Annotated in this window: 22 protein-coding genes and 2 tRNA genes; 13 read left to right on the top strand and 11 right to left on the bottom strand. The window is 61.4% G+C overall.

Annotated features, from left to right (window positions below):
• Positions 1-15: 15 nt before the first annotated feature.
• The 4 genes from IRL76_RS10220 to IRL76_RS10235 form a co-directional block, all read right to left on the bottom strand.
• Entirely contained in the window at positions 16-438 is a 423-nt protein-coding gene (locus tag IRL76_RS10220; RefSeq protein ID WP_200981243.1) for a hypothetical protein, read from the bottom strand.
• Between the two features lie 75 nt (positions 439-513).
• Positions 514-1,770 carry an acyl-CoA dehydrogenase family protein gene (locus IRL76_RS10225; RefSeq protein ID WP_200981244.1) on the bottom strand — a complete coding sequence of 419 codons (1,257 nt, stop codon included), beginning with the start codon at positions 1,768-1,770 and terminating at the stop codon, positions 514-516.
• Positions 1,771-1,786: 16 nt separating this feature from the next.
• Positions 1,787-2,908 (bottom strand): acyl-CoA dehydrogenase family protein, encoded by a 1,122-nt coding sequence (locus IRL76_RS10230; protein ID WP_200981245.1) that lies wholly within the window; start codon positions 2,906-2,908, stop codon positions 1,787-1,789.
• A gap of 19 nt (positions 2,909-2,927) precedes the next feature.
• The gene (locus tag IRL76_RS10235) at positions 2,928-4,658 is read right to left on the bottom strand and encodes an N-acyl-D-amino-acid deacylase family protein (RefSeq protein ID WP_200981246.1); all 1,731 of its coding nucleotides are present in this window, start codon (positions 4,656-4,658) and stop codon (positions 2,928-2,930) included.
• A 200-nt stretch (positions 4,659-4,858) separates the two neighbouring features.
• Between IRL76_RS10235 and IRL76_RS10240 the strand changes: the two genes are divergently transcribed.
• Complete coding sequence (locus IRL76_RS10240; RefSeq protein ID WP_200981247.1) at positions 4,859-5,671, top strand: enoyl-CoA hydratase/isomerase family protein; 813 nt, start codon at positions 4,859-4,861, stop codon at positions 5,669-5,671.
• An 85-nt stretch (positions 5,672-5,756) separates the two neighbouring features.
• Here IRL76_RS10240 and IRL76_RS10245 read toward each other — a convergent pair.
• Positions 5,757-5,832: transfer RNA gene (locus IRL76_RS10245), tRNA-Thr, on the bottom strand.
• A 58-nt stretch (positions 5,833-5,890) separates the two neighbouring features.
• Positions 5,891-5,964, bottom strand: a tRNA-Cys gene (locus IRL76_RS10250).
• Between the two features lie 122 nt (positions 5,965-6,086).
• Between IRL76_RS10250 and IRL76_RS10255 the strand changes: the two genes are divergently transcribed.
• Together IRL76_RS10255 and IRL76_RS10260 are read left to right on the top strand one after the other, a co-directional pair.
• Complete coding sequence (locus IRL76_RS10255) at positions 6,087-6,866, top strand: acyl-CoA thioesterase (RefSeq protein ID WP_200981248.1); 780 nt, start codon at positions 6,087-6,089, stop codon at positions 6,864-6,866.
• Positions 6,867-7,104: 238 nt separating this feature from the next.
• Complete coding sequence (locus tag IRL76_RS10260) at positions 7,105-7,536, top strand: hypothetical protein (RefSeq protein ID WP_200981249.1); 432 nt, start codon at positions 7,105-7,107, stop codon at positions 7,534-7,536.
• 12 nt (positions 7,537-7,548) lie between these two features.
• Here the strand turns inward: IRL76_RS10260 and IRL76_RS10265 are convergent, their stop codons facing one another.
• The 3 genes from IRL76_RS10265 to IRL76_RS10275 all read right to left on the bottom strand — a co-directional run bounded on the left by IRL76_RS10265 (position 7,549) and on the right by IRL76_RS10275 (position 10,383).
• Entirely contained in the window at positions 7,549-8,349 is an 801-nt protein-coding gene (locus tag IRL76_RS10265; protein WP_200981250.1) for a crotonase/enoyl-CoA hydratase family protein, read from the bottom strand.
• Positions 8,321-8,872 carry a winged helix-turn-helix domain-containing protein gene (locus IRL76_RS10270; RefSeq protein WP_246449680.1) on the bottom strand — a complete coding sequence of 184 codons (552 nt, stop codon included), beginning with the start codon at positions 8,870-8,872 and terminating at the stop codon, positions 8,321-8,323. The genes IRL76_RS10265 and IRL76_RS10270 overlap by 29 nt, the downstream gene beginning before the upstream one ends.
• Before the next feature lie 326 nt (positions 8,873-9,198).
• Positions 9,199-10,383 carry an LL-diaminopimelate aminotransferase gene (locus IRL76_RS10275; protein WP_200981251.1) on the bottom strand — a complete coding sequence of 395 codons (1,185 nt, stop codon included), beginning with the start codon at positions 10,381-10,383 and terminating at the stop codon, positions 9,199-9,201.
• Positions 10,384-10,517: 134 nt separating this feature from the next.
• Between IRL76_RS10275 and IRL76_RS10280 the strand changes: the two genes are divergently transcribed.
• The 7 genes from IRL76_RS10280 to IRL76_RS10310 all read left to right on the top strand — a co-directional run bounded on the left by IRL76_RS10280 (position 10,518) and on the right by IRL76_RS10310 (position 17,140).
• Positions 10,518-12,377: a PHA/PHB synthase family protein gene (locus IRL76_RS10280; RefSeq protein ID WP_200981252.1), complete on the top strand. Its 1,860-nt coding sequence runs from the start codon at positions 10,518-10,520 to the stop codon at positions 12,375-12,377.
• A gap of 107 nt (positions 12,378-12,484) precedes the next feature.
• Positions 12,485-13,309 carry a phasin family protein gene (locus tag IRL76_RS10285; RefSeq protein ID WP_200981253.1) on the top strand — a complete coding sequence of 275 codons (825 nt, stop codon included), beginning with the start codon at positions 12,485-12,487 and terminating at the stop codon, positions 13,307-13,309.
• Between the two features lie 210 nt (positions 13,310-13,519).
• Positions 13,520-13,879 (top strand): ATP-dependent Clp protease adapter ClpS, encoded by a 360-nt coding sequence (gene clpS / locus IRL76_RS10290; protein WP_200981254.1) that lies wholly within the window; start codon positions 13,520-13,522, stop codon positions 13,877-13,879.
• A gap of 95 nt (positions 13,880-13,974) precedes the next feature.
• Positions 13,975-15,186, top strand: a complete 1,212-nt coding sequence (locus IRL76_RS10295; protein WP_200981255.1) for an LptF/LptG family permease — start codon at positions 13,975-13,977, stop codon at positions 15,184-15,186.
• Positions 15,187-15,192: 6 nt separating this feature from the next.
• Positions 15,193-16,290 carry an LPS export ABC transporter permease LptG gene (gene lptG / locus IRL76_RS10300; protein ID WP_200981256.1) on the top strand — a complete coding sequence of 366 codons (1,098 nt, stop codon included), beginning with the start codon at positions 15,193-15,195 and terminating at the stop codon, positions 16,288-16,290.
• Positions 16,287-16,805, top strand: a complete 519-nt coding sequence (locus IRL76_RS10305; protein WP_246449682.1) for a GNAT family N-acetyltransferase — start codon at positions 16,287-16,289, stop codon at positions 16,803-16,805. Before lptG ends, IRL76_RS10305 begins: the two co-directional genes overlap by 4 nt.
• A gap of 62 nt (positions 16,806-16,867) precedes the next feature.
• Complete coding sequence (locus IRL76_RS10310) at positions 16,868-17,140, top strand: hypothetical protein (RefSeq protein WP_200981258.1); 273 nt, start codon at positions 16,868-16,870, stop codon at positions 17,138-17,140.
• A gap of 95 nt (positions 17,141-17,235) precedes the next feature.
• Here the strand turns inward: IRL76_RS10310 and IRL76_RS10315 are convergent, their stop codons facing one another.
• Positions 17,236-18,330 (bottom strand): fatty acid desaturase family protein, encoded by a 1,095-nt coding sequence (locus IRL76_RS10315; RefSeq protein ID WP_200981259.1) that lies wholly within the window; start codon positions 18,328-18,330, stop codon positions 17,236-17,238.
• A gap of 164 nt (positions 18,331-18,494) precedes the next feature.
• Here IRL76_RS10315 and IRL76_RS10320 point away from each other — a divergent pair, with 164 nt between their 5' ends.
• Complete coding sequence (locus tag IRL76_RS10320) at positions 18,495-19,652, top strand: N-acetyltransferase (RefSeq protein WP_200981260.1); 1,158 nt, start codon at positions 18,495-18,497, stop codon at positions 19,650-19,652.
• Positions 19,653-19,779: 127 nt separating this feature from the next.
• Entirely contained in the window at positions 19,780-20,211 is a 432-nt protein-coding gene (locus tag IRL76_RS10325; RefSeq protein ID WP_200981261.1) for a response regulator, read from the top strand.
• A gap of 258 nt (positions 20,212-20,469) precedes the next feature.
• On the opposite strand, the gene IRL76_RS10330 is transcribed toward IRL76_RS10325, so the two are convergent.
• On the bottom strand, positions 20,470-21,216 hold the full coding sequence (locus IRL76_RS10330) for a Crp/Fnr family transcriptional regulator (RefSeq protein ID WP_200981262.1): 747 nt from the start codon (positions 21,214-21,216) through the stop codon (positions 20,470-20,472).
• Between the two features lie 137 nt (positions 21,217-21,353).
• Here IRL76_RS10330 and IRL76_RS10335 point away from each other — a divergent pair, with 137 nt between their 5' ends.
• Entirely contained in the window at positions 21,354-22,145 is a 792-nt protein-coding gene (locus tag IRL76_RS10335; protein WP_200981263.1) for a response regulator, read from the top strand.
• Positions 22,146-22,170: the final 25 nt, after the last annotated feature.

The following is a 22,170-nucleotide window of genomic DNA, read 5'->3' on the forward strand; positions in this document are numbered from 1 at the left end:
GCAGGAATGCCGATGTCAGCCGGGGCTTTTCGGCCCGGAACCGCTCTGGATGGCGATCAGGCCCGCACCGAAGAAGGTCAGGGCACCGCCGATGAAGACATTGGGCGACGCCACGCCTTCGGGAGCATAGCCTGCGAAGCAGCCGGCGCCCTCGGCCCAGTCGAGCCAGTCCTGCCAGGTGTACAATTTGTCCGTTTGGCTGTCGCGATAGGTCTTGCCGAAATGGCGCCAGCTATCGGGCGAATGCCCCGTGTCGAGCCAGTCGGTGTATTCCGGTTTGATACGGCTGCAATTCCATGTGCCCGGCACATCGAGTGCGCCCGGTGTGTCGGAGGCAATCACGCCAGCGGCGGTAGTGCCACTTTCCTGCGCCGATCCCGAAACCGCGCAGAGCATTCCTGCCGCCGCAGCGATAATGATGGGTTTTGTTACGCGCATGGAAGCCCTCCGCTCCGCGCAGGATAACCTCTTGGAGGTTAAAGGGCAATGACCGCAGCGGCTACGGTATCTTGATCAGGCTGCGCTTCCCTTGGTCGGGATGTCCTTGAAGGGAACATCCTTGTCGACCCGGATATCACCGGGAAGGCCGAGGACGCGCTCGCCGATGATGTTGCGCAGAATCTCGTCCGAGCCTCCTTCGATACGCGTCGCAGGAGAGCGCATAAGCATCGCCTGGAAACGCCCGGTCTGGGGGCTGTCCTCGTCCCAGACGACGCCGGCCTCGCCCTGGAGGTCCAGTGCGAACATGGCGAGCTCCTGCAGGGTGGAGCCTGCAACAAGCTTGCCGATCGAGTTCTCCGGCCCGGGTGTTTCTCCCTTCGACAGCGCCGAGATCGCCCGCATGCCGGTATACTTGAGGCCACTTTGCCTGACCGCAAACTGTGCAAGCCTGGAGCGAACGGCAGGATCGGCAACCGCAGGCTTGCCGTCGATTTCGGCGTCCATGCAGTATTTGAACAGGTCGGGGAATCCCGCCGACATGCCCGATCCGATGGAGAGGCGTTCGTTCATCAAGGTCGTCAGTGAAACCTTCCAGCCCTCGCCGACCCCGCCGAGCCGCTGCGAATCCGGAATGCGTACATCGGTGAAATAGACTTCGTTGAAACCGGACGCTCCATTTGCCTGCTTGATCGGCACGACCTTCACGCCGGGTGAATCCATGCGCAGGAAGAACATGGTCAGTCCCTTGTGCTTGGCCACGTTCGGATCGGTGCGGGTGATGAGGAGGCCCCAGTCCGAAATATGAGCCCCACTGGTCCAGATCTTCTGGCCATTGATGATCCAGTCGCCGGAGCCATCCTCGGCCCTGGTCGCGCGAGTGCGAAGCCCGGCAAGGTCGGAACCGCTGGCCGGTTCCGAAAAGAGCTGGCACCAGATCTCCTCACCACTGGCAAGCGGCGGAAGCAGCTTCTCCTTCCACTCCTCGCTGGCCCATGCCATGACCGTCGGCCCGCACATGCCCTGTCCGATAATGAAGGTTCCAGACAGGGTGCCGTAGACACCCTCTTCCTGACCCCAGATGACCCTCTCGATCGGAGTACGGGCACCGCCGCCGTATTCCTTTGGCCAGTGGAGGCAGGCCCAGCCCGCATCGGCCTTCTTCTTCTGCCAGGCCTTGGCCGCCGCGACCGGATCGATGCTCTTCAGGCCGCTCGAGCCGAAACTGGCCTGCTTGAGTTCGTCCTCGAGGTACTTGGGCGCATTCGCGTCGATCCAGGCGCGCACTTCCTTGCGGAACGCGGCTTCCTGCGGGGTGTCGTCGAAATCCATTTCCCGGACCTTTCGTTCAAGCCGCAGCTTCGAGATTGCCGGCGCTCATCCGTTCGATGAGCAGGCTCTCCCAGGTGGAGAGCGAACCGAGTGCAAGCGCGAGCGCATTGGAGCGGCGGTAGTAGAGGTGGCAATCGAACTCCCAGGTGAAGCCCATGCCGCCATGCGTTTGAATGTTGTTCTTCGCGCAGTGCTGGAAGGCATTGGTCGCGGATACGCGAACCGTGGCCGCAGCAATCGGCAGTTCGGCTGCGCTGGTGGCCAGCGCCCATGCCCCGTAATAGCAATTCGACCGCGCGAGCGTGGCCGAGACGTACATGTCGGCCAGCATGTGCTTGATCGCCTGAAACGAACCGATCTGGCGTCCGAAAGCCATGCGCTCGAGGGCGTAGTCTCGGGCCATCTCGAGCGCGCGGTCGGCACCGCCCAGCTGTTCGAATCCGATCAGGATGGCCGCACGGTCCATGACCTGCGTCGCGATATGCCTCCCGTCGCCTGCACCGCCGATCAAGGTGGCCGGTGCGCCGTCGAACGCGAGACGCGCCTGGCCGCGCGTGGGATCGATAGTGCTGAGAACTTCGCGACTGACGCCATCCGACGTAAGATCAACAAGGTAAAGCGAGGGCCCATCGCCATCGTTCGCCAGCACGATCGCGAAGTCGGCGATCGCGCCGTCCGCTACGGGGGACTTCGTCCCGGTGAGTTTGCCGCCTTCGACTGTCGCGCCTACCTTTTCGGGGCGCATCCGCCCGGTGGCTTCATTGATCGCCCAGCAGCCTATCGCCTCGCCTGCCGCAATCTTGGGGAGCCAGCGTGCCTTCTGCTCCTCGGTTCCCGCCTGCAGCAGGCATTCGGCAGCGAGATATACAGATGACGCAACCGGGACTGGCGCTAGAACACGTCCCAGTTCCTCGGCGACCACGCACAGCTCGAGATGGCCGAGACCGACACCGCCATATTCCTCCGGAATTGCCGCGCCCAGAACACCGAGCTCTGCCAGTCCGGCGTAGAGGTCACCGTCGTACTGTGCGTCGGTTTCAAGGACCTTCCTTACGGCCGACGCAGGGCAGCGATCCGCGAGGAATCGCCTGACCTGTTGCCGCAATTCGTTCTGTTCGGCGGAGAAATCGAGATTCATTGGTGTCCTGCCCTCTCGTTCACGCAGCTTCGGCCAAGTCGCGACGTCGCACCAGGCGTCCTGGGAGCGCACCGGTATGTACGCCGTCGCGGTAGGTCACCTTGCCTGAAACGACGGTCGCGACGATCCCCTCTGCCCGCTGGTGCATGCGCTTTCCGCCAGCAGGTAGGTCATATTCGATCGTTGGCACATGGAGGGTCAGGTGATCGAGGTCGATCACGTTGAGGTCGGCCTTCATGCCCGGCGCGATCCGCCCGCGATCGGTAAGCCCGACAAGTGCCGCCGGGCGGCTGGTCAGCTCGGCGATAGCGTCCGCAAGGTCGATGCGTTCATCAGGTGTTGCGTCGCGCGCCCAGCGCTGGAGGTAGAAGGTCGGAAAGCTGGCATCGCAGATCAGGCCATAATGCGCTCCGCCATCGGCCAGTGCCATGACGGTGTGCGGGCTGCCCAGCATCTCGCGAACGTTCTTCAGGTCACCATCGGTGTAGTTGGCCGCAGGGAGGTAAAAGACTGCGCGCCCGCCATCTTCGAGCAGGGCGTCGTAAGCATATTCATCGAGCGACAGATTGGTCGCCTCCGCGCGTGAATCGACGCGGTCTGTCGCTTCCGGTTCGTAATTCGGCTTGCCTTCCCACTGATAGGAGGCGCGAAAGGCCGCAATCAGCATCAGTGTGGTGGGATTGGAATCTTCCGGCGCTTCACTGAGCAATCTCTCGCGGAAATTCCTGTCGCGCATTATCGCGACCCGTTCCGCCAGCGGCAGGTGCGCTATCGCCTTGTAGCTGGGGTGGCTGCTGAAGTGGTGCAACGACAGATCGAGCCCGAAGAACATGCCGACCGGTCGCGGCGCGACTTGCCCGCGGATATTCAGGCCGTCTGCAGCCGCTTGCTCGAGCCCCGCCATATGGTGCCGCCAACCGTCTCCCGGCTGGTTGGGAACGTCGAGAAGAGTAAAGGAAACAGGTCGCCCCGATTGTTCGGCAACCTGGCGCAGGATCGGAAACTCGACCTCGGCAGGCTCCATCGGCGCGGGTATGATCTGGAAGACGCCGCCATCGGCATCGGTTAGTCCGCCGGCAAGGGCGCAAAGCTCGTCAACGTCCGAATAGAGGCTGGGCGCCAGGTCGCCGGCCTTGGTGCGGTGCATGACATTGCGCGATGTCGTCACGCCGAAGGCACCCGCTGCGATCCCCTCCGCCACCAGGCTGCGCATGGCTGCAAGGTCCTCGGCTGTCGGCGCTTCCTTCCTCGCGGCACGTTCGCCCATCACGTAAACTCGCAGGGCCGAATGCGGGATCTGGGCGGCGATATCGATATCGAGTTCGCGCTTGTCGAGGGCATCGAGATACTCGGGAAAGGTCTCCCAATTCCATGGCAGTCCCTCGACCATGACCACCTCGGGGATATCCTCGATCCCCTCCATCAGCTTGACCAGCGTGTCACGCTGTTCCGGGCGGCAGGGGGCAAAACCGACACCGCAATTGCCCATCACCGCTGTCGTCACCCCATGCCCGGAAGACGGAGAAAGGCGGTTTTCCCAGGTTACCTGGCCGTCGAAATGGGTGTGCACGTCCACGAAACCGGGCGTGACGATCTTTCCCGTGGCATCGATGACCTCGTCTGCATCGCCCTCGATATCGCCCACCGCGGCGATGACGCCGCCGGCAATTGCCACGTCGCTGATCCGCGCGGGAGCACCCGTGCCGTCGTGCATGGTCCCGCCCCGAATTATGAGGTCGTAGTGAGCCATGGCTGTTCTCTCCCTTCTTCCAGGCAAGTCGGAATCAGTCCCTATTCGCAATTGATTCCACAGGGGGACCACGGGAGCAAAGGGTTTCTGACGGTGTCCGGGGCGAAGCGGTTCTGAACGTCGCCAGCGCGAGGTCGACCTGTTTGGTTTGACAGCACCCCATACAAGCGCTCCAAACTTGACCGGAGAGAGGACCTTGCATGATCGACGACGCTGGCCACCCGCAGCCGGAAGTTCTCTACGAGGTGTCGGACCACGTAGCGACCATCACGCTGAATCGCCCGGAACGGCGCAACGCGCTTAACTGGAACGCCTATGCCTTGCTGGAGCAGGCACTGCGCGATGCCTCGGCGAACAACGACGTGCGTTGTGTCGTCGTCACGGGCAGCGATCCCGCCTTCTGTTCCGGCGATGACGTGATGGAGATAATGGCCGGCCCGAAGAAGTTCGCGAGCCCGAAAGACCAGATGACCGTACGCCACAAACCAACTCCAGCCGCCATGGCTGCACTGGAATGCGAAAAGCCCATGATTGCCGCCGTGAATGGTGCAGCAATCGGCTGGGGGATGGAACTGGCCCTCTACGCCGACATCAGAATCGCTTCCGCAAATGCCAGGTTCTCGGAAATGTTCATCAAGCGCGGGCTGGTTTGCGACGTCGGCGGCTTTTATCGCCTTCCCGCAATCGTAGGGCCAGCGAAGGCAGCGGAGCTGCTGTTCACCGGCGACATCATCGACGCATCCGAAGCGGAACGGATAGGCCTGGTCAGCAAGGTCGTGGAGCATGACGCGCTTCTTGGCGAAGCCTACGCGTTGGCCCGGCGCATCGCCGTCAACCCGCCGCTTGCGCTGCGGTTTATGAAGGAAGGCCTCTCACGCAGTGCGTTCGGTGACCCGCAGGAAATAGGAGCATGGGCCATCGCCACGATCAGGCGACTGATGGAAACCGAGGACCACAAGGAAGGCGTCGCCAGCTTCCTCGAGAAGCGCGAGCCTGTCTTCAGGGGTCTATAGGCAGTCAGGGAAGCATCTTGCCGCCGGACGCGTCTCCGACAGTCCAAAACAGCTTAGTCAGGTGTTTCGGCTTCTTTGAGAAAGGTGGTGCCGCTTACAGGACTCGAACCTGTGGCCCCATCATTACGAATGATGTGCTCTACCAACTGAGCTAAAGCGGCGCCTCTTGCGGCCCATAACGACACCGACAAGGGGTCGCAATGTGCCCAAGCTATGAAGTGGAGGCCCGAGCCGGAATCGAACCGGCGTGCAAGGATTTGCAGTCCTCTGCGTAACCACTCCGCCATCGGGCCTCGCCCACCCTCTCGGGAAGGAAGCGGCGCACTAGCGATTCTGCAGGCTGAACGCAATCGGCTTGATGCGCTTTACGTAACGTCAGTCTGGACGTGGGCTTTGGCGCAGGCAAAGAAGCGGGATGAGCGTTGCAAATCTCCTCGATCCCATAACCGCCGAAGGCGGTGCCACTCGCTTCGAAAATCTCGACAATTGGCTGCAAGGGCGCACCCTCTATGGCGGTGCCTCTGCCCTGATCGCCTATACCGCCGCCGTGCGAGCTTTTTCCGACCTGCCACCCTTGCGTGCGGCGCAGATCGCGTTCGTCGCTCCGATGACCGAGGACGCCGAGCTTCGCCGGGAGATCGTGCGGCAGGGGCGCAACGTAGCGCAGGTGCGCAGCGAAATCTGGTGCGAAGGGAAGTGCGCCCTCACCGCCTTCTGGCTCTTCGGAACGGGTCGCGAGGCGAATGCAGTCCACCCCGCAGCCCCGGTGGCAGACTGGCCTGGTTCGCCTGACGAAGCGGAACTCGCGATGACCGACAAGGGCCCGACATTCATCCAGAACAATTTCGAGATAAAGCGGGCGCAGGACATGCGCGGTCCCGGCGATCCCGTGGTCCGGCGCTGGGCGCGCCTTACGCAGCGCGACGGCCTCGACCCGGTCAGTGAACTTATCCTGCTCGGCGACGTGCTGCCCCCTGGCGCAATGCGGGCAATGAAGCGCCAGGGCCCGATCAGTTCGATCAACTGGTCCTTCAATCTTCTGGAAACCGCTCCGACGACACGCGATGGTTGGTGGCTGTCGGAAAATGCCAGCCAGCATGCCGATGACGGGTATTCGTCCGAACGGCTCCGCCTCTGGAACGCGGACGGCAAGCAGGTCCTCGACGGCATGCAGTGCGTGGCGGTGTTCGGCTGAAGGCAAGCGCCACGCCGGAACCAAGAGCTTGAGTCCGGCACAATGCGCCGGTAAACCCGCGCCATGCTCCGCGTGACGACCACCGACAAGCAACAAGCCCGCCCATTTCCGGCGGCGTTTTTGCACGCGTCTGGTCGCTAGGACGTCTCGCCAGAGCATCCGCGACATTCGCGAACCACAACCCCGCCCGATCGGCGGGGTTTTTCATTCCGGTCGGGCACGTGCAAAGGAAAGACCTGTGATACCGACCAATGACAAAGCGATCGAGCGCATAGCGCTCGGCCTGATCGATACGAGCCTGCCCAAGGCGGATTGGACTCATGCAGCCCATTTTGCTGCAGCCTTGTGGATTCTGCGGCATCGGCCCGATCTGGCGCCACCCGAGGAATTCAAGCGCCTGATCTGGCGCTACAACGAGACTACCGGCACACCGAACACCGATACTTCGGGCTATCATCACACCATCACGATCGCTTCACTGCGTGCGTCGCGACACGTTCTGGAAAGCGCAAGTGGCAAGACACCGTTGTATGTGGTGCTCGATGGCCTGCTCGAATCCGCTTACGGATCGCGCAACTGGATCCTCGCCTACTGGAAAGAGGGCACCCTGTTTTCAGTCGAGGCGCGCAAGGGATGGGTCGAGCCCGACAGGGCTCACCTGCCTTTCTGAAGCAGTTCCCGATCAGACGTCGGTGAAGTTGGGCGCGCGCTTCTGCATTTCGGCCATGACCGCCTCGACCTGATTGGGTTTGCGGATCACGCCATCCTGTTCGACGCTCTCGGCCATCAGGATGGCGTCTTCTCCCTCTTCACGCATCACGTGGAACAGGCGTTTTGCCCCGCGAATGGCCTCGGGGTTCTTGTTCGCAATGATCGTGGCGAGTTCGGTCGCACGGGCAAGGGGATCCTCGGACACTTCGGTCGCAAGGCCCAGTTCCTTAGCCTCTGCTCCAGTAAACTCGCGGTTGGTATAGGTCAGCTCGCGCAGGACATCGTCGCGGACCAGTCCCCGCCACAAGGCATAGCCGGCCATGTCGGGGACAAGTCCCCACTTCATTTCCATGACCGCCATTCGCGTGGCGGGATGGACTATCCGAATATCTGCGCCACTGGCGATCTGCAGGCCGCCGCCGAAACAGACGCCATGAACAGCCGCTATCACCGGCACCGGACACTTACGCCAGGTCATCGCAGCTTCCTGGGCCCGGTTGGCATTACCGTGCGTCCTAGTGGCAAGATCCGCCGTCGGGTTCGACCCGCCCGAAGTCATGCTGCCAAGGTCGAGACCTGCGCAAAATGCGCGGCCGTCTCCCGATAGAACCACCGACCGCAATCCCTTCATCGATCGCAGTTCCTCGCCTGCCTCAAGGATGGCCTCGAATTGCGCCGGATCCAGTGCATTCATCTTGTCGGCACGGGTAAAGCGAACCTGCGCGACCCCGTTGTCGCCCAGATCAATCGAAACGCGGTCGCTGGATGGCATGCTGAATTCCTTCTTGCGCAGAGCCTTTCAAGCCACCGTTGCCCAAGGTGGCGGCGCTGTCCAGCATTTCGCGTCGAGCCCCGGCGAAGGCATGGAAACTTCCATGACGATCGCCTCCAAGTTGGTACCCGCCCTTGGGATGCGTCTCCACCAGCCAGCCGCAGCGACTGATGGCCAGTTTTGCTCGGAGCCGCGATACGTGGACCTCAAGCGAGTTGGTTTCCGGGAGATGATCCATACGCCAGACGTCTGCGAGTAGCTGGCGGCGCGAAACGCGGGTGTAGGGTGTTTCTGCAAGACGCCAGAGAAGGGCGAATTCGCGCGGGTGGAGACCCAGCCAACTGCCATCGACATAACCGTCACGATAGAAGATATCGAGCGACACCGGCCCTGCCTTGCGTCTGCGCGGCATGGTCTTGGCAAAGGCTTCCAGTTTGACGAGGCGAGCGGCAAGCTCGACCAACGCGACCTGTGTTCCAAGAGCGTCGCCAAACCCGGCATCGAGCAAGCTGGCGCGCGCCAACGGGTCCTCGACGCCGACCGCGACTACCGTTTCAGGTCTGCGAAGAGAGGTCCATTCAGGCGGTCGGGTCTCGTCCCTCCAATCCAGCAAAACGGGTGAGCGTCCGTCCGCCGCGTCGCACGAACGCTCACTTCCCAAGGTCCAACCGAGATGGCGCAAATCCCAACGTGCGGGCGGAATCGACGCATCCGATAGCCAACAAAAACCTGGCAGGCTCATAGCGATCTCCTGCCCCTCCCGAGCCTTTGGTCATGAAGGCAGGGAGTTAATAGTGAAATCCGGTTCATCCCCTATGGAATTAGGGAAGGTAGCGGGTTTGGAAAGCCTCAGCTGCCGTGTTCGGCAAGGAAACGCTTGATATTGCGGGCTGCCTGCCGGATCCGCTGCTCGTTCTCGACCATGGCAATTCGCACGTAACCTTCGCCTTCTTCGCCATAACCGACACCTGCCGCAACGGCGACGCCCGCATGCTGGAGGAGCTGCTTCGAAAACTCGAGACTGCCGACATTGTGGAACCCCTTGGGCAGGGGAGCCCACGCGAACATGCTTGCCGGCGGTGAGGGAATTTCCCAGCCGGCGCGCCCGAAGCTTTCGACCATGACGTCACGGCGGCGCTGGTAGCGTTGGCGGTTTTCCTCGACGATATCCTGCGGTCCATTGAGCGCCGCACAGGCGGCAGCCTGGATCGGCGTGAACGCACCGTAGTCGAGGTAACTCTTCACGCGGGTCAGAGCCGCAATCAGCGTTGGGTTGCCAACCGCGAAACCCAACCGCCATCCGGCCATCGAGTAGGTCTTGGACATGGATGTGAATTCGACTGCCACGTCCTTCGCGCCGGGGACCTCGAGGATCGAGCGGGTCGGCTTCCCGTCGTAATAGAGCTCGGAATATGCGAGGTCGGAGAGGACCCAGACCTTGTTCTCGCGTGCCCACGCGACCAGCCTCTCGTAAAAAGCGAGATCGACCGTCTCTGCTGTGGGATTGCTCGGATAATTGACGATCAGGACCGTCGGGCGCGGCGCGGTGAAGGCCATCGCATTGTCGAGCGACTTCCAATATCGCTCGTCGGGCGTGGTCGGGACCGAGCGGATCGTGGCACCTGCAATGATGAAGCCGAAGGTGTGGATGGGATAGCTAGGGCTGGGTGCAAGGACCACGTCGCCCGGCGCGACGATGGCGGTCGCCATGGAGGAGAGGCCCTCTTTCGAGCCCATGGTAACGACGACTTCGCGCTCGGGGTCGAGATCGACGTTGAAGCGCCGACCGTAGTAGTTCGCTTGGGCGCGACGCAGGCCCGGGATGCCCTTCGACTGCGAATAACCGTGCGCGTTGGGCTTGTTCGCCACTTCGCATAGCTTGTCGATGACATGCTGCGGCGGCGGGCGGTCGGGATTGCCCATTCCCAGGTCGATGATGTCCTGGCCCGCCTGGCGCGCGGCATGCCGCATCGCGTTCACTTCCGCGATGACATAGGGCGGCAGGCGCTTGATGCGGTAGAATTCTTCGGACATTCGGGCTCCAGTTGGCGTTGGTTTCGTCATACTGATTACCTATTCATCCTGCAGGCGCAATCGAGCAGGGTGCAACTGCCTGCGGAATAACCTATCGCGGAAGAAACCCGCGCTTGCCCGAACGAGGAACGAAGATGACCGACGACGGCCCCGATCCCTTCACCAACATGTTCGAGGCGCCCGCCAAATTCGCACAGGCACTGATGGCCCCGCTCAAGGAGGGTGCTGAACAGTTCGCGATGTCGCCGGAAGACGCGCAGCAGTGGGCCAATGTCGGAACACGGCTGCAGCAGATGTGGATGCAGTACCAGTCGGAACAACTCGCGAGTCCGCAGGAACTCGCTCCGTACTTCAACCCCACCCGGTGGATGACCATGGCGCAGGACTGGTTCCGGCAGATGCCGATCGCCGACCCCACGCAGCAACAGAAGCTGATGCAGGAAGGCATGGCGCTTTGGCAGCAGGTGCTCGGCCAATACGGTCTCGGCGGCGAACCGAAGACCGAGGGTGAACCCGAGATGCCGATCAAGGATCGCCGCTTCTCGGATCCGCGCTGGCGCTCGCACCCGGCTTTTGCACTGATCCACCAGACCTATCTCTTCCTCGCGCAGCGCGTGGCAGAGATGATCGACACTATGGAAGGCCTGCCCGAAGACAAGCGCGAGCAGCTGCGCTTTACCACACGCACGATCACCGAGGCTGCCAGCCCGGCAAACTTCCCTCTGCTCAACCCGGTGGTGATGGAAAAGACGCTGGAGACCAAGGGCGAGAACCTGGTCAAGGGCATGCAGCACCTGCTGGCCGACCTGCGTCGTGGCCAGCTGAGCCACACCGATGCGAGTGCCTTCAAGCTGGGTGAAAATATCGCGGTTACCCCGGGCAAGGTCGTGCACGAGACGCTCCTTTACCAGCTGATCCAGTATTCGCCCTCTACTGACGAGGTAATGGAAACGCCGCTGGTGATTTTCCCGCCATGGATCAACCGCTTCTACATTCTCGACCTCAACCCCAAAAAGAGCTTCGTGAAATGGGCGGTCGAGCAGGGGCTGACCGTCTTTATGGTCAGCTGGAAGTCGGCAGATGCAAGCATGAAGGACGTGATCTGGGACGATTATGTCCGCGCGCAGATGGACGCCATCGATCACATCCGCGAACGGCTTGGCGTCGAGAGCGTCCACGCGATCGGCTATTGCGTCGCAGGAACCACGCTTGCTGCAACGCTGTCCGTCCTCCATCGCCGCGGCCAGCAGGACAAAGTCGCAAGTGCGACATTCTTCACCGCACAGGTCGATTTCGAGAAGGCGGGCGAGCTTCTCAATCTGGTCGAGGACCCGAGCCTCGGCGCCATCAAGGCGCTTTCGGCTGACGGCTATCTCGACGGGCGGTTCATGGCCGCGACCTTCAACATGCTCCGCGGGACCGACCTGATCTGGAACTACGTGGTCAACAACTACCTGCTTGGCGAGGACTATCCGGCCTTCGACCTGCTGCATTGGAACGGCGACGTCACCAACCTCCCCGCCAAGTGGCACCAGCAGTACCTCCGCGACCTCTACCGCGACAACCGCCTGGTCGATGCCGACGCGCTCAGCGTCGACAACACGCCAATCGATCTCGGCAGGGTCGAGACTCCCACCTATGTGCAGGCGGGCAAGGAAGACCACATCGCCCCGGCAGAAAGCGTGTGGAAGATCACCGAGCACTTCAAGGGGCCGATCAAGTTCGTGCTCGCCGGTTCAGGCCACATCGCCGGCGTGGTCAATCCGCCCGATGCGAATAAGTACCAGTACTGGCTCAACGACGGCAGCCCCCGCAGTCTTGCCGAATTCCGGGAAGGCGCAGTCGAACATCCCGGCAGCTGGTGGCCTGACTGGATCGAATGGATGCGCTCGCACGGGGACAAGATGGTTCCCGCCAAGGGCGCGCGCGTGCCCGGCGGCAAGGGCGATAGGGTCATCGAAGATGCGCCGGGACGATACGTCGCAGCTCGGTAAAGCACTGATATGATTTTCCTTTGCGGATTATTGTGCACTGCACAAAAATTCCTTGACTTCGCACTTGCAATGCCTATTTTGTGCAGTGCAACAAAAGCGAGGTTCCCATGGCTGACAGCCAGAGCAAGATCGATGCCGCTGCCGAGAAGGCATTCGCCGAAGCCGCGGAAAAAAAGACCGCTGAAGCGGTGAAGACCGAAGTGAGCGCGAAGACCGTCGCCAAGGCGGTCGAAGCTGACAAGCCCGCTCCGGCGAAGGTCGAGAAGGTTGCCGAAGCGGTCGCCGCTCCGGCTCCGGCCCCCGCTGCCAAGAAGAGTGCACCGAAGAAGAAGGCAGTGGCCAAGAAGGCCGTCGCCAAGAAGGCTCCGGTGAAGAAGGTCGCCGCCAAGAAGGCGCCGGCTCTCGTGAAGAAGACCAAGGCTGCCCCCAAGAAGGCGACCCCCACCAAGAACAGCCCCATTTCCAAGATGAAGGAAACCATCATGGCCACTGCCAAGACCGCAAAGACCACCGACTACACCGCCAAGGCGAAGGAACTGGCTGCCGACGTGCAGACCCGCGCCAAGGCCGCTTACGACAAGGGTGCCGAGCTGACCAAGGAAGCCGCTGAATTCCAGAAGGGCAACTTTGAAGCTCTCGTCGCTTCGGGCAAGATCCTCGCCGCTGGCATGCAGGACATGGGCCGCACCTATGTCGAAGAAGCCAAGGGCGCCGTTGAAACCGTCCAGGCCGACGTCAAGAAGATGGCTGCCGTGAAGTCGCCGACCGAGCTGTTCCAGCTTCAGGGCGAAATCGCCCGTCGCAACTTCGACGCAGCCGTTGCCGGCGCTTCGAAGAACACCGAAGCCATGCTGAAGCTCGCGAACGAAGCTTTCGCTCCGCTCTCGACCCGCTTCAGCCTGGCCGCCGAGAAGTTCTCGAAGGCCGCCTAAGCGAAAAGGACTTCAATCCGCCGGGCTCTCTCCTCTCTCTCCCTTGACCCGGCGATTGGACAGGACGGGTCGGATGACGTTCGCGTCGTCCGGCCCGTTTCCTTTTGCGTGCCTTGCTTGTCGCAGATCAGAGCTTTCTTAACCCGGACACGCTTTAGGGTACTGCACACCGCTTGCGATTTGGCGAAGCGATACGATAATGGCCGTGCAATGACCTATGAACTGCCCCTCCTGACCCCGCACGCCGCCGGTGACGATGTTTCGCGCGATGGCGAGGGGCAGGTCGGCATTGCTACCAAGACCCGTGCGAAGCCCAAGAAACCCAGCCAGTACAAGGTGCTCTTGCTCAACGACGATTACACCCCGATGGAATTCGTGGTGATCGTGTTGAAGCGCTTCTTCCGCATGGACATGGAAGAAGCGACGCGGGTCATGCTGCACGTCCACCAGAAGGGTGTCGGCGTCTGCGGCATCTTTCCCTACGAAGTCGCCGAGACCAAGGTTAACCAGGTCATGGACTTCGCCCGGCAGAACCAGCATCCGCTGCAATGCACCCTCGAAAAGGCCTGATCGCAGCGCAATTCGACAAGGGGCATGACCTCCCCGGCAATTCGCGCTAGGGGCCGCGTCTGAAGCAAACGACCGGCGGCACCTTGTTCAAATTCATGCCCAGCATAGACCGCTACATTTTCCGGCTCGTAGTCGTGCCGATGCTCGGCGTGTTCGCGATTGCGGCCTCGCTCCTCCTGCTCGAGAAGATGGGCCGTCTGATGGATTTCGTCGCGGTCGAGGGTGGACCGGTTGGCGTCGTGTTCAAGATGCTTGCGGCGTTGGTGCCCGAATACGCCAGCCTTGCCATTCCGCTCGGGCTGATGCTGGGCATCCTTCTCGCGTTTCGGAAGCTTGCCACGACCAGCGAACTCGACGTCTTCCGCGCGGTGGGACTAAGCTACGGTCGCCTGCTGCGCGTGCCTTACATCATCACTGCGATGGTCATGGCGGTGAACGTCGCGCTGGTATTCTACGTCCAGCCGATCAGCCGGTACTATTACGAGCAACTAGATTACGAACTGCGCTCGGGCGCGCTCGGCGCATCGATCAAGGTTGGCGAATTCACCACCCTTGCCGATCGCATGGCCTTGCGGATCGAAGAAAGCGAGGATGAGGGTCGCAAGCTGAAGGGCATCTTCGCCCGTGTGGCCAATTCCAAGGGACAGGTCCTGTCGATATCGGCCAAGGAGGGCGCGTTCCTCGCCACCAAGGACAATCCCGACACCATCATCCTGCGCCTGACGCAGGGAACCATCGTGCAGGATACCGGGGGGCAAACTCCCCGCGTCCTGACCTTTACCCGCCACGACCTGCCAATCGACCTTCCGGCGATCGAAAAATTCCGCGCCCGCGGCGATGCCGAGCGCGAATACATCCTGCCCGAGCTCCTGCGCATCGGCTGGAGCAAGGACGAGACCGCAACCAAGCGTGACGCCAGTCAGGCGAGCTTCAATTTCCGCCTCGTCGAGGTCGTCATGATGGCCCTGCTGCCGCTGCTGGCTGTGGCGTTGGGCATCCCGCCGAAGCGATCGACCAGTGCGCTCGGCGTCTTCCTGTCGATCATCATGGTGGTCGCCTATCACAAGGTGAACCAGTATGGGGAAGACATCGCGGCACTTGGCCGCGTTGATCCCGTTCTTGCGCTTTGGGGGCCTTTCGCGCTGTTTTCGGCGCTCATCATCTGGATGTACTGGCGGGTCGCATACGTGCCGGGCGGACAGGCAATCGGTGCCCTCGAGGTGTGGTTCGCCAAACTTTCAAAGCGCGTTTCAAAGCTGTTCAGCAGGCGCAATCGGGCTTCCCTGCGCGTGGCGCCTGCGGAATAGGACAGTATGCAGCTCGACTTCTTCCCCTCGCGCACGCTCACGCTCTATCTCGCGAAGCTGTTCATCTTCCGCATTCTCGCGATGCTGGTCATGCTGGTGCTGGTGCTGATGATGCTCGACCTGCTCTCGAACAGCGGGAAAATCCTTGCAGTCCCGGGCAATGGCCAAGGCGAACTGCTGACTTATGTCGGGTATCGCATACCCCAGCTGATTCAGAGCTTCCTGCCTTACAGCGTGTTGCTGGCGACCCTCATTACTCTCGTCACGCTAAACCAGAACAGCGAGGTCATCGCAATGAAGGCTGCGGGCCTTTCGGCACATCAGGTCCTTGCCCCCCTGTTGCTGACAGCAGGCCTCGTTTCGCTTGCCAGCTTCGGATTCAACGAGCGCGTCGTCACCCGCTCAACGGCTTCGCTCAAGGCATGGCAAGCCATCGACTACGGTGCCGAAGTCCCGGAATCGGGCGCGAAGTCGAACATCTACCTGACCGACGGCGCCAATGTCCTGACGGCCGCAGCGATCACCGGTTCTGGTGACACAACATCGATGCGTAACGTCACCTTCTATCGTCGCAATTCCGACGGTACGATTATCGAGCAATTGGTCGCGCCCACTGCGACATTTGCCGGACCGGGCTGGACGCTGGAAGACCCCACGCGCTTTCGCATCCAGAACGCCGTGACCGACAAGCCAGGCCCCGTGACTGTGGCCGAAGGCGTGACGCCCAGCCAAATCGAACTGGCCAAGGTGGATCCGGAGACCCAGCCTTTCTGGACGCTATCAAGTTCAATCGAAGCTTACGACAAGGCCGGCCGCCGGACCGATGAGCTCAAGGCCAAGTGGTGGCACAAGATTTCGGGGCCCCTTTCTGCCTTCCTTATGCCCCTGCTCGGTGCTGTGGCGGCTTTCGGTCTCGCCCGATCGGGCCAGCTGTTCTTGCGCGCTATCATAGGCATGGCCATGGGGTTTGCCTTCTTCGTGGTCGATAACGCAGCCTTGGCAATGGGAAGCTTCGGCGGCTATCCGCCCTTCCTTGCCGCATGGGCACCAGTCCTGCTCTTCATCCTGATCGGCGAGACGGTGCTCATCCGGACCGAAGAGTGATCGACTGGCGTATCCGGCTCGCGCGTCCCGGGGATGGCGCTGCCATGTCGGAGATCGAGGCCAGCGCTGCACATCTCTTCGAACAGTACGAGGAATTCGATGACTTGGTCATCGGCGCGGCGCGGACGCCGCAGCAGTTCGAAAGCATCATCCGCAAGGGACGCTCGCTCGTCGCGGAACTCGATGGGCGGATCATCGGCCTGGCAGCCGCAGTGCCATTCAGTCGCGAACTGCACCTTGAAGAGCTCAGCGTCGGATGCGACTGGCAAGGCCAAGGCGCCGGTGCCTTGCTCCTGTCGGCATTGTGTATCGATGCGAGAGCTTCGGGATTCCAGGCGGTCACTCTCGAGACTTTCTGCGAGGTGCCTTGGAACCGCCCGTTCTATGGCCGACGGGGGTTCGAAGTTGTGGAGGATCTCGCCGCGCATCCCCGATTGAAGGAAGATCTCTATCGCAAGATCTCCGCTGGCATGCCTGCACACGTCCGTTGCGCAATGATCAAATTCCTCACCTGAGCGGGAACCCTCGCCAGCCATTGAGCATTGATGCCACAATGTTGCCACAAAGGAGACATGGCATGAAGAAGTTCGCTCTACCCGCCCTCGCCGCCGCACTGAGCCTTGCGGCGTGCGACAGCGCCGATGCGCCCGCGACCGACGATACCGCAGCGACCACCGAGGCCGGTGACACCACTGTGATCACTCCGACCGCGACCGAAACCGTCGTCGCAGATCCCGGCACCAGCGCCACCGTGAACACCACCGATGGCACCAGCGTGACGGTCGATGGCAAGGATGTCGATGCGACCGTCAGCGAAGACGGCGTGCAGGCCAAGATCAACGTCGACTAAGACGCTCGCGGACTGTCGTTCCGCGCAAAAATTCAGGGCCGCTCCCGCATCTCGCCGGGAGCGGCCCTTTTGCTTTGTTCGAGCGTTTCCTTGGCTCAGCCGCGCGGGCGCATCGTGCTCCGCGCGATCCGGGCGACCAGGACCCCCATGCCCTTGTGGTTCGCCCCGTCATAAGTCGAACCAGCCCCCAGTTCCCTCACCAGGCGACGATGCGCCTCGGGCAGCGAGTGATAGGGCATTGACGGCATGAGGTGGTGCAAAGCGTGATAACGCAGGCCGACCGGGGCCCAGATCTCCGCAATCGCGCCAGGAGGAGGAACGTTCACGGAATCAAGAAACTGCGCCGTCACGGTCATCGCCTCGCCCTCGTTCTCCCACAAATGCGCGACAAGTGTGCGCAGTTGGTTGAGGACCGCAGTGACCGACACGACGGACAGCGTGACCAACAGCGGACGCCAGCCCCACAGGAAAACGCTGCCGATGAGCAGCCACGACCAGATGAAGCTCGCCAGCTCGAGCCGCAGGACATAGGCGCGGAATTCGCCGTCAGCAGCCTTGCGGCGGAAGTCGGGGTTGATCGCGAGCGCGGAAAAGCGCTCCCACGTCAGGCGGCGGATCGGCGGAATTACCAGACCCAGCGGCAGCAGGACCGCGCAACGGAAAAGCAGCGCGACGGGAGCCAGCAGCGCGACCAGCACGAATAGCGGCAGGCTCCATGGCTTCATCAGCGCGAGAGGAAGGTACTCCGGATCCTCGATCGTGCCATATTGGGTGCGCTTGTGGTGCAGGGTATGCACGTTCTCGTACATGAAAGATGGCATCAGCATGGGAATGCCGACCATCAGGTTCCACGCGGTCCGGAAGCCGGGCAGCGGATTGCCGCGAAAATGCGAGATTTCGTGGATGAACAGCAGCGCACGGTAGAGCGTCAGCGAGGAAATCAGGCCGAGCAGGATCGCCAACGGCGGACTGTCGACGAGGATCGCCCCGGCAAGCGAAGCATAGCCGACCAGCGCCGAGCCGATCATGTCGGGCCAGTAGACGGCGGCGCGATGGTTCTCGATGTCCTTGGTTAGATCGCGCGCGGCGCGCAGCATCGCCTTGTCATCGGGCATCTGCGCGTGCCAGTTCGCCCCGGCCTCGCGGCGGGCGACAAAGTCGTCGGATGGCATCGTCGGATGAGCGGTCATTGCAAATTTTCCTTGGGGGTGGCCCTAACGCATTCGGGGCCGGGAATACAGCGCGCGGTGTCGATCATAGTGATCGCCCTGGCCCGCGCCGCCGGGTGTTTCCTTGACAAAGATCATTATGCACACAACGGGCTAACCCAGGCTGAACAGGAAAGGCGCACCGCGTGGCTGGCAACGAGATAAGTATCGAGCCCATCGGCAGCAAGAAGGACCGTGCGCGTTTCGTGGACCTGGGCCGCGCCTTCGCAGCGCGTGAACCGCATTCGGTACCCCAGCTACGCTCTGAACAGCTCGAACTGGTCGACCCCGATCGCAATCCGTTCTTCGGGCACGCCAGTCACCAGTTCTTCATCGCCACACGCGACGGGAAGGATGTTGGCAGGATCTCGGCCCATATCGATCACTTGGCGCTTGAACTGCCTCCCGAACAAGGCATGGGCCCCGGAACCGGAATGTTCGGCTATTTCGACGCCGAAGACGAAGAGGTTGCCAAGGCCCTGCTTGCCGCCGCCGAGGAATGGCTCCGCGGTCAGGGCATGACCCATGTGCTTGGCCCGATCTCAATGTCGATCTGGGAAGAGCCGGGCCTGCTGGTCAAAGGCCAGGACCACCCGCCGACGATCATGATGGGACATCATCCCGCCCACTACCAGGGGTGGATCGAAGGCGCCGGCTATGAGCCGGCGAAGACCTTGCTCACCTACGATCTCGATATCCAGAAGGGATTCCCGCCGCTGATCCAGCGGATCGTCCAGTCGGGCGAACGCAATGCACGGATCAACGTGCGCCATGTCGATCTCAAGCGCTGGGACGAGGAGGTCGCAGTCGTGCTCGGCATTCTCAACGATGCCTGGTCGTCGAACTGGGGTTTCGTGCCCTTCACCCCCGAAGAGATCGCATACGCGGGGAAGAAGCTGAAACCGCTGATCCATCGCAGGCTCAACATGATCGCCGAGGTTGATGGCCGGCCGGTGGCTTTCATGCTGACCTTTCCCGACGTCAACGGCGTGTTGAAGAAGATTGACGGCAAGATGTTCCCCTTTGGCTGGATTTCGCTTCTCAAGTGGATGCGCAAGCCGGCGGGCACGATCATGCGCGTACCGTTGATGGGGGTGCTCAAGGAGCTGCACAATTCGCGCCTCGCGAGCCAACTTGCCTTCATGATGATCGAGAATATCCGCCAGAATGCCGTCGAATGGCTGGGTTCGACCCGCGGCGAGATCGGCTGGATCCTGGACGACAATCAGGGAATGAACGCGATCGCGGATGCCATCGAAAGCAAGGTGAACCGCGAGTACATCATCTATCGCAGGCAGCTCTAGGCAGTTTTGGACTTGGCGCTGTGGCGCCGGGGCAACTGCGCGGAAAATTGCAGTGCTGATTGGAACCGGCTGACTCGATGAACCGTTGGACTGGCCGAGGACACCCGCTCCTCGGTCATTGGACGCCATGAACAAGACACGCTCGAAATCGAAGTCGGATCCCCTACCGCAACGCGTTCTCATCGTAGAGGACGATGCGGTGCTCGGGCTTTCGATCGAACAGGCGCTTGAAGACGCAGGTGTCTCTGATGTGCGGATCTGCCCGACCACCGATGCAGCGCTTGCAGCCTTGCGCAACCAGGCACCCGACGCGATCGTGCTGGATGTGCATCTGGCAGATCGTGACGATGGCTGGGCCATCGCAGAACTTGTCCAAACCCTTGGCCCGCAGGCACCGCGGATCATTTTTTCGACCGGTATGCCGCAAGACATCCCGACCGACATCGCTGCGCAGGGTTGTGTGCTTGTGAAGCCATACGATGCCATAACGCTCGTGGACTTGTTGCGTGAACCCAAGCGGCGCGGGATAATTTCGCGCCTTCGTGGCGCTCTTAGCTAAACCACCTAGACTCTAGCCGATGCCGCCAGCGGTTCCATGCCGTTGGCGCTCCAACTCTAGATGTAATTGCACCTCGCCATGTCGAGAAAAAAGGCCTCCATCGGTATTCCGATGGAGGCCTTTCGGGATCGTATCACCAGCCGCTTGGACGGGAGGGGGGGTCTCGGCGGTGACATAGGATAAATGCTCGTCCTGAATGGCGGTTCCCACCTTCGCCAAAAATATTTCGATTGCCACGGAGAGCCCGGAATTATCCTGTTAAATGAAGGGCCTGAGCTTTTCGAGATGCCTGTCAAACTGGGCAAATTCACATGCCTTGTCCATGTCGGGGACCGTAATCTCGCGGTTCTTCCAGATGACCAGACCTTCGCGTTCCAATTGCCGCACGGTTCGGTTGGTGTGGACCAGCGAGAGGCCAAGCATGTCGGCAATCTGGTTCTGCGTGATCGACAGATGGAGTATGTTGTCGTTCGAGGACACCCCTGTGGCCAAGGCCCGGTCCAGGAGCCAGACGGCCAGATAAGTCAGGCGCTCGCGCGCGCTGCGCTGGCCAAGCGCGACAATGTGTTCCTCAAGCGCACGTTCTTCCTTCGCGGCCAGCCACACGAGGTCATAGCCCAGTCGCGGGTGTTCTCCGATCAATGTCGCAAATTCGCCGCGCTTGAACACACAGAGTCGGGAATCGAGCAGCGTCTCGATCGTATGGCTTGCAGGCTCCTCGAACGCGCCCTGAAGCCCTGCCAGATCACCGGGGAACATGAAGTTGACGATCTGGCGCCTTCCGTCCTCCAGTGTCCGATAGCGCATCAGAACGCCGTCCAGGACAGTGTATAGATGCTTCGACTCTGTTTCCTGCTCGATCAGTACTTCCGACCGGTCCAGCCTGACCTCTCCCGCCTTGAATTCCTCCATGTAGGCGAGCTGCCGCGAATCCAGCGGTCGTAAGCCTGGGCAGTTCTGTAACGGGCATTGTCGGCAGGGTACGGGATCGGCCACCGTGTGCATGCGAAGTCTCCCCTCTTCACCCCGCGACCGTCGGGCGGATGGTAACATTTGTCAAACGCCCAATTTTCACATCGTATCCTGCGGAACCAACCGGCAAGCGATACGTTCAATGCGCGCACCTAATGGAAGGGGTCAGAATGTCGCTTGGTGACCAGATAGCCAAAAATCTCCCGTATCTCCGTCGTTACGCCCGCGCGCTTACCGGTTCGCAGGCAACAGGGGATGCCTTTGTTCGGGCCACGCTTGAGGCGGCCTTGGCGGACGAACAGCTGAAAAAATCGCTCGAAGGTGGCCGCGTGCCCCTATACCGCGCCTTCAACAAGGTTTGGTCGAGCGCTTATCTCGATGTGCCAGAGACAGTTGGCGGACTCGATCACGAGACTGCCGCACAGGACCGCCTCAAGTCCATTACACCGCTTAACCGGCAGGCCCTGCTGCTGACCACGCTCGAGGATTTCTCGGTCGAACAGGCAGCGGACATCATGGATATGGCCCCCGACGATATCGAACGGCTGGTGCAGGAGGCCGTGACCGAGATTGATCGCGAGTCCGCAACGAGCGTCCTGATTATCGAGGACGAACCGCTTATTTCCATGCAGCTGGAAGACCTTGTCTCTTCGCTGGGCCACGAAGTCTGCGGCACTGCGGCGACGCGGACCCAGGCGCAGGAAGTTGTCGCCGAGAAGACGCCCGGCCTTGTGCTTGCTGATATCCAGCTGGCCGATGGCTCTTCGGGGCTTGATGCCGTGGATGACATCCTCGCGATCAGCAGTGTACCCGTGATCTTCATTACGGCCTATCCAGAGCGACTGCTGACTGGGGATCGTCCGGAACCGACCTACCTCGTGACCAAGCCGTTCCAGGAACAGACTGTAAGGGCAGCGATCAGCCAGGCACTCTTCTTTGGTTCAAGCCGACCGCTGGGTTGATCTAGCAAAAGCAAACAAGGTGGGG

This window comes from Qipengyuania soli (assembly GCF_015529805.1).
Classification (GTDB): Bacteria; Pseudomonadota; Alphaproteobacteria; order Sphingomonadales; family Sphingomonadaceae; genus Qipengyuania; species Qipengyuania soli.

Bases quoted from the DNA above. Each gene is read 5' to 3' on its own strand.
- IRL76_RS10285 (WP_200981253.1), top strand. From the start codon at position 12,485: ATGGCTGACAGCCAGAGCAAGATCGATGCCGCTGCCGAGAAGGCATTC.
- IRL76_RS10280 (WP_200981252.1), top strand. From the start codon at position 10,518: ATGACCGACGACGGCCCCGATCCCTTCACCAACATGTTCGAGGCGCCC.
- IRL76_RS10240 (WP_200981247.1), top strand. From the start codon at position 4,859: ATGATCGACGACGCTGGCCACCCGCAGCCGGAAGTTCTCTACGAGGTG.
- IRL76_RS10230 (WP_200981245.1), bottom strand. From the start codon at position 2,908: ATGAATCTCGATTTCTCCGCCGAACAGAACGAATTGCGGCAACAGGTC.
- IRL76_RS10295 (WP_200981255.1), top strand. From the start codon at position 13,975: ATGCCCAGCATAGACCGCTACATTTTCCGGCTCGTAGTCGTGCCGATG.
- IRL76_RS10315 (WP_200981259.1), bottom strand. From the start codon at position 18,330: ATGACCGCTCATCCGACGATGCCATCCGACGACTTTGTCGCCCGCCGC.
- IRL76_RS10275 (WP_200981251.1), bottom strand. From the start codon at position 10,383: ATGTCCGAAGAATTCTACCGCATCAAGCGCCTGCCGCCCTATGTCATC.
- IRL76_RS10225 (WP_200981244.1), bottom strand. From the start codon at position 1,770: ATGGATTTCGACGACACCCCGCAGGAAGCCGCGTTCCGCAAGGAAGTG.
- IRL76_RS10255 (WP_200981248.1), top strand. From the start codon at position 6,087: ATGAGCGTTGCAAATCTCCTCGATCCCATAACCGCCGAAGGCGGTGCC.
- IRL76_RS10335 (WP_200981263.1), top strand. From the start codon at position 21,354: ATGTCGCTTGGTGACCAGATAGCCAAAAATCTCCCGTATCTCCGTCGT.
- IRL76_RS10220 (WP_200981243.1), bottom strand. From the start codon at position 438: ATGCGCGTAACAAAACCCATCATTATCGCTGCGGCGGCAGGAATGCTC.
- lptG (WP_200981256.1), top strand. From the start codon at position 15,193: ATGCAGCTCGACTTCTTCCCCTCGCGCACGCTCACGCTCTATCTCGCG.
- IRL76_RS10235 (WP_200981246.1), bottom strand. From the start codon at position 4,658: ATGGCTCACTACGACCTCATAATTCGGGGCGGGACCATGCACGACGGC.
- IRL76_RS10325 (WP_200981261.1), top strand. From the start codon at position 19,780: ATGAACAAGACACGCTCGAAATCGAAGTCGGATCCCCTACCGCAACGC.
- IRL76_RS10265 (WP_200981250.1), bottom strand. From the start codon at position 8,349: ATGCCATCCAGCGACCGCGTTTCGATTGATCTGGGCGACAACGGGGTC.
- IRL76_RS10330 (WP_200981262.1), bottom strand. From the start codon at position 21,216: ATGCACACGGTGGCCGATCCCGTACCCTGCCGACAATGCCCGTTACAG.
- IRL76_RS10310 (WP_200981258.1), top strand. From the start codon at position 16,868: ATGAAGAAGTTCGCTCTACCCGCCCTCGCCGCCGCACTGAGCCTTGCG.
- clpS (WP_200981254.1), top strand. From the start codon at position 13,520: ATGACCTATGAACTGCCCCTCCTGACCCCGCACGCCGCCGGTGACGAT.